Source organism: Natronomonas aquatica (assembly GCF_024449025.1).
GTDB lineage: Archaea > Halobacteriota > Halobacteria > Halobacteriales > Haloarculaceae > Natronomonas > Natronomonas aquatica.
Map to the genome: position 1 here is coordinate 24,026 of NZ_JAHLKM010000026.1, position 9,739 is coordinate 33,764.

Below are 9,739 nucleotides of genomic sequence, written 5' to 3' on the forward strand. Positions count from 1 at the left end.
ACTGCGCCCTACGGCGGCGTTGCGCCGCGTATCGGCCTCCTCGGTTTTTCACACCCGAACGTCCCGGTCAGTCGTCGGCGACTCCGGATGCGACCGGCTTTTCGGGAGACGCCTCCGAACCGGTCGCCGTCCGATCCGGAACCGGCGTCCAGCTCGGATCGCCGTCGTAGTGGAACGCACGGTGTTTCTGTTGTGGGTCGACGACGGTCAAAGAGAGCCAGCCGTTGTCCAGGAGCTCGATCAATTCACCGTGTTCCGACAGGACCCCGGTCACGGTATCGATCGGTGCCTCGATAACCGTCGAGAGGCGGAGCGGCTGGTGATACGGCTCGCCGTCGGCACCCATCACCGATTGTATCGGGAGTCCCGTCATCAGGTCCCCCCCGTTCCCCTGGTAGACGCCGACGTTCCCGACTGGGTTGTGTGTCACTTTCGAGCCGCTCCCGTAGGCCGCGTTGTCGACCGTCGCGAAGTAGTACTGGGCGTTGATCCACTGGGTGACGACCATCGGCCCGGTCAGGATCGCCTCGAGCGCGTCGCCGTCCGGATCCGTCGTCCAGTCGTAGGAGTGCAGGAACGCCCGTCCGTCCAGATCGAGTCCCTCGGTCAGCGCACGGCGGCCGACGACGAACCCGGCGTTCCCGGCCAGTCCCCACTCCGGACGCGTCTCCGCCCAGTCGGCGGCGCGGCGGCGGGTCTCACGGACACCCGAGGCGGTGTCGGCGCCCATATCGCCGGCACGCTCGGCGGCCGCGCCTTCGCGTGCGGTTTCGAGATCGGCACGGAGCCTTTCGATGTCGGGCTCGTGTGTCTCGGGGATGGCTCCGGCGTACAGCTCCACCTCGTCGGTCGTCGTGTTGTGTTCGGCGGCGACGAAGACGGTGTCGTCCGGAACGTCGATCCCGCGATTTCGGAGTTCCGTCCTGACCGCGTCGTCGTTACAGATGGCCGCCAGGACGCGGGCGCTCGGCCCGCCGGGGTTGCCGGCGCAGGCGCCACAGTCGAGGCTGGAACCGAAGGGGTTGTTCGCTGTCCGGCTGGCGTGTCCGGTGAAGACGACGATGCGGGCGAACGTCTCCCACCCCATCACCTCGAAAGCCGTCGCGGCGTACTCGACTTTCTCCTCGTGGGTGAGACCCTCATCGAGTTTGTGGGCCGCGTCGGCGTCCGGGTCGTGGTCGAGCGACGGCTCACAGAACTCGTGCTCGTCGGGAACGCGTTCGCCGACGGTGTCGAGGAGGCCCGAGACCCGTGCCGGGAACAGCGTCCGGGCGATCAACGCCGCCCCGTACCCCACGCCGGTACTCTCGACGAAGCTGAACGCGGTCGCAGCGTTCGATTTGAGGCTCTTGAGGGCCGTCTTCCCGGCTTCGAGCCCGCTGTGCCAGCGGTCGTATTCGTCCCGGCGATCGCCCCCCGCCGTCGGACGGTCCGTGATACGGTGCCGTGCGTCGAGGATCGGCGGGCAGGCGTCCACCGTCACGTCCGAGTCGTACCCGGCGTAGCGCATCGGGACGCCGAAGAAGCCGGCGTAGCCGTGGGTCTCGTAGTTACCTGCCGCCTCGATGTGGCGGCGAACGATCTCCGAGCGCGTGTCGATACAGAAGACCAGCTGGGCGTCCGGGCGGTCCCCGCTGTGGGTTTTTCCTCTCGCCGCACCCGCCCCGGTAAGCGATTCGACCAGCCCCGTCCGGTACGTCGCTTCCCAGGCGGCCAGCCAGACCTCGGCGAGCGGGAGGCGTTGTCCGTCCGTCCCGGCGTCGCGTTCCTCGATTTCGGGCGCTTCGGCCGGAACGAGGGGGGCGTCGAACAGGTCTGTCACCGCCAGGCGGACCGCCAGATACCCCGACAGCGTGATCGGGTACGCCGACTGCCAGGCGTCGCCGTCGGCGGCGCGCTGTTTGAGCAACCCCGTCCACCCGGGGAGCGCCGTCAGATGGAACTCGAAGATGTCCGACCACCGGCCGACCGGATACCCCTCGAGACGGTTTCGGATCGCCTCGATGGGATCGTCCGGAAGGGCCGCGAGCGTCTCGCCGTTCGGGAGGTCGTCGTCGTGGGGAGCGACGGTACGGAAGGCCCCGTAGAACCCCTGCTCGCGGTTCGGCATGGGCCACTCCGCCTTCCCCTGATCGAGGAAGGCCGCCAGCCACTTCGTCAGGACCGCATCGACCCGGTCGGTTCCGGCCGTCGTCTCCCGCTCGGCGGTCGCTCCCGTGGCAGCCATACGGTCGAGGGACGCCTCCGGGTCGGCATCGTAACCGTTCTCGGCCAGCCGACTCCGTAGCATCTCGGGGTCGATCCGGCCCGATTCCCACGCCCGACGGAACAGGTCGGCGCTTGGATAGCCGTCGCCACCGACCACGCGTCCGGCGTCCGTGACGGCCTCGTGGAACGGCCGGTCCTCGAAGCCGGCCAGCGGGTTCGCCGTCACGAACGAGTGCAGCGGCCAGACGGCCCCGACCGCCTCGGCTGCTGCTTCGATACCCGCCTCGATCGTCGATTCAGTACTCATCGTATTCCTCCGTCGAGGTCAAAAGCGTCTCCGTGGGGGGCCGTGTCGCGTTCAGTAACGCCACGTACAGACGGTGACTACGCTCGTAGACGCCACGCTCGATCGCGAGATACGCCACGAGGAACGCGACGGCGACGAGACCGTGAGCCGGCGTCAGCGCTGCCGACTGGCCGACCGCGGGCAGTCCGGCCAACAGCCCGTCGATCACACGGTAGACGGCGGCGTAGACGGCCAGAGCCGGCAGGGCGACGAGCGGGACGGCTCCGTACCGAACCGCGGCCGGCAAGGCGGCGCGCGTGACGATCTCGCGGGCAGCGTGTAGGACCGTCAGTACGACCAAAAGCGCGAGCAGGAGGCCGCTATCCAGCCCCGTCCCCTTGCCGGTAAGCGCGGCGAAAAGCCCCCCAGCCGCGAGCGCGGTGACGGCGATGACGGCGACGCCTGCGGCCCCAATCGAGCCGGTCGGTTTCGCGTTCGCGGGGCTCTTGTGGGCGACCCGGCTGCCCGACGCGAGGAACTGGTAGGCCTTGTAGAAACCGTGCAGGACGAGGTGGGTGATAGCGGCCCCGAAGAACCCCAGACCGGCCTGCATGATCATGAACCCCATCTGTCCGACCGTCGAGCACCCGAGCGTGCCCTTGACGTCCGTCTGGACCGTCTTCAGGAGCTTTCCTCCCAGCGCGCTCGCCGCCCCGACGAGCACGATCAGGAGCATGAACCCGCTATCGACGGTGACGACCGGCGCAAAGCGCGCCAGTAACACCCCGCCAGCGTTGACGAAGCCGGCGTGCATCAGCGCCGAGGCCGGCGTGGGGGCCGTCATCGACGAGAGCAACCACGTATGAAACGGGAGCAGTGCCGACTGGACCATCGCCGCCAACAGGAGCGCGCCGGCGGCGAAAAGCACTACTGTCGAGGACGGCGTTTCGACGGCCGAGGCGACGCCGGAGACCGTCGTCGCTCCGGTGTGCCACCAGAGTGTCGCGAGCGCGACCGCGAGCGACGCGCTGCTCGCAAGGAAGTACCGCCGCGCGATCGAGGCGGCCGCCTGCGCCTGCGTCCAGCCCTCGACGTGACCGATGAGATCGGCCATCACGAGCCCCATCGCGAGCCAGGCGGCCCCGAACAGCAGGAAACTGTCGGCCGCGACCAGTACCATCACGACCAGCGTGAACGCGAACACGCCGCCGAAGAACCGGTCGATCGTCGGACGGCCGGCCATGTAGCGCCGCGAATAGCTGTGGACGATACCGCTGAAGAACGCGACCGTTACCCACATTACGACTGTCAGTCCGTCCACGTTCGCGAGCCCGGCGATCTCCCAGCCGTCGCCGGTCCGAAGCCGGACTGCGAGCGCGCCGCAACTCAGGGCCCACAGGAGCCACACGACCTTGGTCAGCACCGTCGGTACGCGCGACGTCCCGCTCTCCGGCGTCGGAAGCTGTCCAACCGTCGTGGTCCGTGTTCGGTTTTCCATCGTTTGCTCCGTTTACGACCGATCACCGATATGGGCTACACCCCAACAATCACGGTATCGGTCGTTGCTAAGGTATATACGAACAGATTAACTATTAAATCTGTCTATATTACCGTACTGTTCGATAAATGATGATTATAGAACATTATGGTTTCGGAGATGCTCGGCCGATCCGGGATCTCGTCGGCCGGTTTGCTGTTGCGGCGCGCTACCCGCTCGGGAACCGTTCTACTCGGCGACGAGACGGGGGCACGGGACCGGTGTCTGCCTCCCCCGTGTGGGCGTGGATGCCGAACGCGCCGCGTTTCAGCCATAGTAGTCGGTAGAAGTCAGTGCAGATCCACTCGCGAGTGTCCGGCCAGCGTGGCTGTCGCTGGCCATCCGGCTGTGAGTGGTGTGTAAACAGTTCTACCGACTACTATGACTGTCGCCGTTCTCCGGATCCGTCCCGGGACCGAACTGTTCGAAGGGAGTCGTCTCGTGGCTTCGAACGAGTACCTCGTCGGCCACCGTCAACCCCATCTCGAGGAGCTCCTGGGCGACCGGGGTGATGTCCTCGTCCGTCTCGCCGATAGCCGTCACGAGGAGGTTCCGGTCGCCGGTGACCAGTTCCTGTACCGAGACGACGCCGTCTATGGCCAGTATCTCCGGAATGCGGTCGCCGCGTTCGGGGATCGATGCGGTACAGAACAGCAACATCCGGAGGGGATAGCCCGATCGCTGATAATCCACCTCGGCACTGTAGCCTTTGATCACTTCGTCCGATTCGAGACGCCGGATGCGCTTTCGGACGGTGCTGTCGGAGGTCTCGGTTCGCTCCGCGATATCCCCCGACGACATGTTCCGGGCGTCCTCCTGTAACGCGTACAGAATGGCTCTGTCCACGTCGTCTATATCCACGTCACTCATATCCGTACGTCCGTCTACGAGCACTTTATTCTGTACGTCGTGCGGCTGTTCCGTCGGGTTTGTTTCCACATTTTTTGTAGACTCTTAAATCTACAAATGACTCTGCCCTTCTATAGAATTATCCAAGTTCTCATCAATAAAATTAAATTAGCCTGGATTCTATCAGAAAAATTAGTAAAATAAGCGACAATAAGATGCGAACTTTGGGTGAAAATTAGGTGAACTGGTCAGAGCTGTCGCTCACGAGGAATGGTGCAACCTCGGACTTCAGAATCTCGTTTTATCCAATGTCTCTCAGAAAGTTCCCGAGTGCTCGTACGAAAGTTTTCGCGGTCACCACCGGTGGTGAACGAATATCTTCGTCAATTGCGATCTTGACTAGTGCGGCTTCAATCCTGATTTGCTGGATATAGCTGGCGGAGTTTGATTCGGGCGTCGTCTGTCGTGAACTGCCAGTCGATAGCTGAATCCTCTTCGTTCCGTGTTCGTTCCCACGCAGCGACCTCCGCACGGAGGGTCGCTGCGTCGGGAATGCGCCGGTTAAGACACTCCGTCCACAAGGAGCTGAACTCAATCTCGGCCATGTTCAGCCAACTACCGTGTTCTGGCGTGAAGTGAAACTCAAGCTTGCTGAGTAAGCGACGAGCCTCTTCTGGTGGGAGATGCTCGTTGAAGGCGTACCGTTGATGCGTGTTCAGATTGTCCATCACCACCCGGATGCAGTCCGCATCCGGGTAGTGATCATCTACCAGCGACTGCATCTGAGCGACGAATTCCTGTTTGCGCCGTCTCTCGGTTACTTCGACGTGTCGCCAGCCAATCAGCGGTTCGCTCATCACGAAGAGGTTGCGTGTACTATTCCGTTCGTAGGTGTAGTCGTACCGAGCGACCGCTCCCGGACGGGCCGGGAGCGGGTCGCGGACTTCCTTGTGCAGTTCCTTGTTGGACTCGTCAAAACAGACGACCGGACGCGTTTCGTCGTAGGGTTCGTGGTAGAGATCGAGAACGTCCTCCATCTTACAGACGAAAGCAGCGCTGTTCTCCGGCGTAATTACCCAGGATTTGGATCGGTGTGGGTGCAGTTGTGTTTTTTTAGGATCTGTCGCACGGTTTCGTGAGAGATCGACTCAACGTCGATCTCGGAGAGGGCAACGAAGTGGTCTGCAAGAAGGTGGAGCGACCAGCGAGAGCGTCCTTCTGGTGGATCGCTGCACGCTAACGCGATGAGGTGTGCTTCTTCGCGTCCGTCGAGTTTGCGCTCGTAGATTCGGTCGGCCTTGCGGCGAGTGATCGCCGCGAGGCCGTCCTCGGTGTAGCGTTTGCGGATGCGTCCGACCGTTCCGGGATGACAGCCGACGGCTTCACTGACCTGTGGGTCAGTCAAGCCGTCATCGGCGTGCAAGAGACACCGCGCCCGCGTAAGCTCCCGCGTTTTGTACGTGCCAGCCGAAAGCATCGCGTTGAGTTCCGCTCGTTCATCGGCAGACAGATCGACAGAGTACTGTTGTGTTCGTGGCATAGGGTGCTTCAGAGAATTTCTGAATACCTTATAGACGCCCTCTAAGTAGATAAAGCTAGCAGTTCAGGGCTGAAGCCGCACTAGCAGTACTTCCGAGGTTTAGCGGTGGCTGAGACCAGTAGTGTACCATAATTTTATCAGATATTACCGTAATATAGGAGTGATGCCACCAGACGGATACACCAGTCTCACCGTTTCTGACGAAGTGTTCGAGCAATTGGTCACTGTGATGGCCGAATACGACTGCGACAGCATCGCCGACGCGGTGGAGACCGCGTCGACGATCGCACTTGAACGAGACGAAGCCCAATTGGCACAGATCCTCGCCGATCAGCTGGCAGAGTAACCCAGGTTGAGTGGGGCGGGCGAGAAATTCTTCTGTTGGATGATGGACTGACAATACAAGTTACGGTACAATTTTTATATTTTACGGTAATCTGTGGTAGCTAACCCCCGATTTTGGTGATTAAACCTCGGAAGTACTGCTAGATAGTCGGTGAGTCTCCAGAGGTTATAGATTAATGCTGCTAATGCGAACTTGATGAGTCTTATGCGGTAATCCTTCGACGATGTTCTCGGCAAGAAATGCTTAATCGACTTGTATTGGCCCTCAATGTCCCATCGTCGCCGATATCGATTACAGACAGGTTTAATCTCACTTGTCTCAACACCATCTCGGTTCGTCACGAACACTGCGTATTCCCCATCAGCATCATCGCTCTCGCTCGGGACGTATACGAACTCAGCAGTATGATGGTGCGTTCTCCGCTTCCCATTTTGAATTCTCTTACATCGATAGAGGCCAGTTCCTCCGTTGGTTGAACGGCGGTCACCATGATTACTTGCTGCGCATCATCACTTTCACGAATCGACCGCAGCACCTCTTTACCGGAGAGCCCCGGCATTCGACGATCTAGGAGGATGATATCGATAGATTCCTCAGCAACGATTTCCAGTGCATCTTCTCCTGAATAGGCCACATGAACCTCAAACCGCTCCCGCAGCCAAATTCCAAACAAGTCTGCAAGATTCTCTTCGTCCTCGACAACCAGAACGGTGCTAGAAGAGCACATCTGCCCTCAAGTATCTTGTTCGACGATGACGCGAACTGTTGCTCCGTACATTACCGTCACAAGTGCGTCCTGAAAAAGAAACTCCACAGAGGGTATGTGGCTGGTGTCGTCGACTGCACGAGTTTTGAACAAGCCATCCAAGTTGTCTGCATCCACGAATTCGGCAACCGGCGGAAACTTACTCAATTCCGACCAATCTTCGATAGCTTTTGTAAGTGTCTCAATAACCGCATCCGACACACGAACAGGTCTGTCGAATTCGCGTACGATTTGAGAGTCTGTACTCCACCCTTTAGATGCAGTCTCTTGATGCGGGGAGCCTTTCGCCATACAATCAGCACATATTCTGCGATATTACTTGTTATACCATCCTATATTGGTGCGGCAAATAAATACCTATATCAAAAGGTGTGATATCCGGAAACTGTTTTCAGGGTCCATACGGGCGGAACAGTCCAAGTATCCCAAACTATGATACCGAGACAGTTCACGGTTCCGTTGTATCCTGATACGCTCATCTGTAGCAGTGAATACTTTGTAAGTGGAGTTCGTAACTGGCTCCAAGATGGTCAGCAGAGAGAGCGTGGACGAGGTTTTTCTGCCTGACAAGGAGGATTGCCTGGAGTATCTCCGTGAGCAGCGATGGCCAGAGGAGGTGACGTGTCCGCACTGCGAGAGTGCGGACACGATCAAGAAGGGGACGACGAGAAAGGACGCTCAACGCTATCGCTGTCACAACTGTGACAGCATTTTCAGTGATCTTACCGAGACCATATTTTCCGAGCATAAGCTTTCACTCCCGGAAATGTTCCATATCATTCGAGGGATGGAAGAGGACAAGACAGCAGAGATAACTCGGGAACTAGACCGAACATACAAGACGGTCTTGGACTTCGTCTAATGATTAAGATAACATTTAAAAGTCAAGGAACTGTTCGCACCACTTCTTTGCGAAGCTGACGCGTTTCGTTATTTTCTCGAAAGTTTCCTGAACGAGGTCTTTGAATTCCGCTTCGCTCTCAACGACGATTGGTGCCATCGTCCATTTGAGATACTTCCAAACTTGCTCGATTGGGTTCAGGTGCGGTGAGCTTGATGGAATGAAAATCAGGTCAATCCCGAGTTGATGCGCACGCTTGCGCGTGTATTCACATCTATGTGAACCGTGCTTGTCCAAGACGAGCAGAATCCGCTTGCCGGGATTCTGCTCGCGGATCTTCTCTAATACCCCGCAAATCTGCTCTTTCTCTTCGTTTTCAGTGAACGTTACCAGACTCTCACCGTTGAGGGCGTAGAATCCGACCGCAGAATCGTGTGTCTTGACTAACTCCCGTTCGATGTGGGGGTCGTCAACGTACCAAACACGCCGCGAATTATCGTACGGCTGTGGCTTCGATGCATCAAAAAACCCGAGGACGGTACCGCCATCAGTGCAAATATTATCCTCAACAATCCACCCTTCTTCCTCTTCTCCCTCACGTTTGTTGTGTGGCTGGTCGTCCTCGTCGAGCGCGTCGTCGACGCGCTCTTCGAGGATTTCATCAGGGTTCTCTGGCCGATGTGGACGCTTTGGTCGTGGTTTCGCGTACGAGAGACCGAGTTCCCGAAGGAAGGTACCGAGGTAGTTTGGGCTGTAGGAAACGCCAAATTCCTCCTGAAGAAGATGCTGAATCTCCTGTGATTTCCACGGTTGGCCGTCACGAAGCATTTCCACCAGCTCGTCTTGCTCATCCTCGTCGAGTTTCGGGGGCCGGCCGCCCCCGAAACTCGGCATCAGCCCTTCTAAGCCGTCCTCGTTCCAAGCATCCGCCCAGCGACCACCGGTGGCGGCCGACCGACCTTCGCGGTCGGCGGCCTCCGGAATTGAGTCGCCCTTGTAGAGATTCTTCAAAAACCCAAGACGGCGGACGTGGTGATCGTCTTCGGCCTCACGTAGCAGTTCATCGATTTCTTCCTCAGTCAAGTGATGCTCAATCTCCTTTCGACGTGAGCGCTCCATTACTCATTATCAAGCTTAACTAACAAAAGTTTTCGTACTCATTACATGAAGTCCAAGACGCTCTCGACGACGATCCAGAGTTTGATCTCACCGGTGTTTGCGAAGCTGACGAGGTCTACGTCGTGGCTGGTGAGAAAGGTCTCGACCAAGATGACCCACGTGATCGTGGGCTCAAAAAAAGGGACGCGGAACCTTCGAGTCAGACAAACCGCCAGTCGTGACACTCGTCCGTCGCTCCGACGGACGA

General features: G+C 59.1%; 8 protein-coding genes and 3 pseudogenes. 3 read left to right on the forward strand and 8 right to left on the reverse strand.

What is annotated here, in order from left to right; all coding sequences use genetic code 11:
- Positions 1-67: 67 nt before the first annotated feature.
- From KM295_RS13710 to KM295_RS13725, 4 genes are all read right to left on the reverse strand, one after another.
- Complete coding sequence (locus KM295_RS13710) at positions 68-2,515, reverse strand: DUF2309 domain-containing protein (protein ID WP_256030533.1); 2,448 nt, start codon at positions 2,513-2,515, stop codon at positions 68-70.
- A complete protein-coding gene (locus KM295_RS13715) occupies positions 2,505-3,992 on the reverse strand; it encodes a proton-conducting transporter transmembrane domain-containing protein (protein WP_256030534.1) in 1,488 nt (495 codons plus the stop codon). The genes KM295_RS13710 and KM295_RS13715 overlap by 11 nt, the downstream gene beginning before the upstream one ends.
- A gap of 408 nt (positions 3,993-4,400) precedes the next feature.
- The gene (locus KM295_RS13720; protein ID WP_256030535.1) at positions 4,401-4,901 is read right to left on the reverse strand and encodes an Lrp/AsnC family transcriptional regulator; all 501 of its coding nucleotides are present in this window, start codon (positions 4,899-4,901) and stop codon (positions 4,401-4,403) included.
- A 389-nt stretch (positions 4,902-5,290) separates the two neighbouring features.
- A protein-coding gene (locus KM295_RS13725; protein WP_256030536.1) for an IS630 family transposase occupies positions 5,291-6,420 on the reverse strand; the annotation gives its coding sequence in 2 pieces (ribosomal slippage) (positions 5,291-5,988 and positions 5,988-6,420; 1,131 coding nt in all).
- 163 nt (positions 6,421-6,583) lie between these two features.
- On the opposite strand from KM295_RS13725, the gene KM295_RS13730 reads away from it, so the two are divergent.
- Positions 6,584-6,766: a hypothetical protein gene (locus KM295_RS13730; RefSeq protein ID WP_256030537.1), complete on the forward strand. Its 183-nt coding sequence runs from the start codon at positions 6,584-6,586 to the stop codon at positions 6,764-6,766.
- A 140-nt stretch (positions 6,767-6,906) separates the two neighbouring features.
- Here KM295_RS13730 and KM295_RS13735 read toward each other — a convergent pair.
- The 3 genes and pseudogenes from KM295_RS13735 to KM295_RS13745 form a co-directional block, all read right to left on the reverse strand.
- A pseudogene (locus tag KM295_RS13735) lies at positions 6,907-7,176 on the reverse strand (ISNCY family transposase); the annotation flags it as partial.
- Positions 7,104-7,493, reverse strand: coding sequence for a response regulator (locus KM295_RS17160; protein WP_418904809.1), 390 nt, complete (start codon positions 7,491-7,493; stop codon positions 7,104-7,106). The pseudogene KM295_RS13735 and the gene KM295_RS17160, both read right to left, overlap by 73 nt.
- Positions 7,494-7,499: 6 nt before the next feature.
- Positions 7,500-7,823 (reverse strand): HalOD1 output domain-containing protein, encoded by a 324-nt coding sequence (locus KM295_RS13745; protein WP_256030538.1) that lies wholly within the window; start codon positions 7,821-7,823, stop codon positions 7,500-7,502.
- 235 nt (positions 7,824-8,058) lie between these two features.
- On the opposite strand from KM295_RS13745, the pseudogene KM295_RS13750 reads away from it, so the two are divergent.
- Positions 8,059-8,391 (forward strand): annotated as a pseudogene (locus KM295_RS13750) (transposase); the annotation flags it as partial.
- Positions 8,392-8,409: 18 nt separating this feature from the next.
- Here KM295_RS13750 and KM295_RS13755 read toward each other — a convergent pair.
- Entirely contained in the window at positions 8,410-9,492 is a 1,083-nt protein-coding gene (locus tag KM295_RS13755; RefSeq protein ID WP_256030540.1) for an IS630 family transposase, read from the reverse strand.
- A gap of 41 nt (positions 9,493-9,533) precedes the next feature.
- On the opposite strand from KM295_RS13755, the pseudogene KM295_RS13760 reads away from it, so the two are divergent.
- Positions 9,534-9,739 (forward strand): annotated as a pseudogene (locus KM295_RS13760) (IS1595-like element ISHti5 family transposase); the annotation flags it as partial.

Excerpts from the sequence above, each read along its gene's own strand:
- KM295_RS13710 (WP_256030533.1), bottom strand. The coding sequence starts at position 2,515 with ATGAGTACTGAATCGACGATCGAGGCGGGTATCGAAGCAGCAGCCGAG.
- KM295_RS13715 (WP_256030534.1), bottom strand. The coding sequence starts at position 3,992 with ATGGAAAACCGAACACGGACCACGACGGTTGGACAGCTTCCGACGCCG.
- KM295_RS13720 (WP_256030535.1), bottom strand. The coding sequence starts at position 4,901 with ATGAGTGACGTGGATATAGACGACGTGGACAGAGCCATTCTGTACGCG.
- KM295_RS13730 (WP_256030537.1), top strand. The coding sequence starts at position 6,584 with ATGCCACCAGACGGATACACCAGTCTCACCGTTTCTGACGAAGTGTTC.
- KM295_RS17160 (WP_418904809.1), bottom strand. The coding sequence starts at position 7,493 with ATGTGCTCTTCTAGCACCGTTCTGGTTGTCGAGGACGAAGAGAATCTT.
- KM295_RS13745 (WP_256030538.1), bottom strand. The coding sequence starts at position 7,823 with ATGGCGAAAGGCTCCCCGCATCAAGAGACTGCATCTAAAGGGTGGAGT.
- KM295_RS13755 (WP_256030540.1), bottom strand. The coding sequence starts at position 9,492 with ATGGAGCGCTCACGTCGAAAGGAGATTGAGCATCACTTGACTGAGGAA.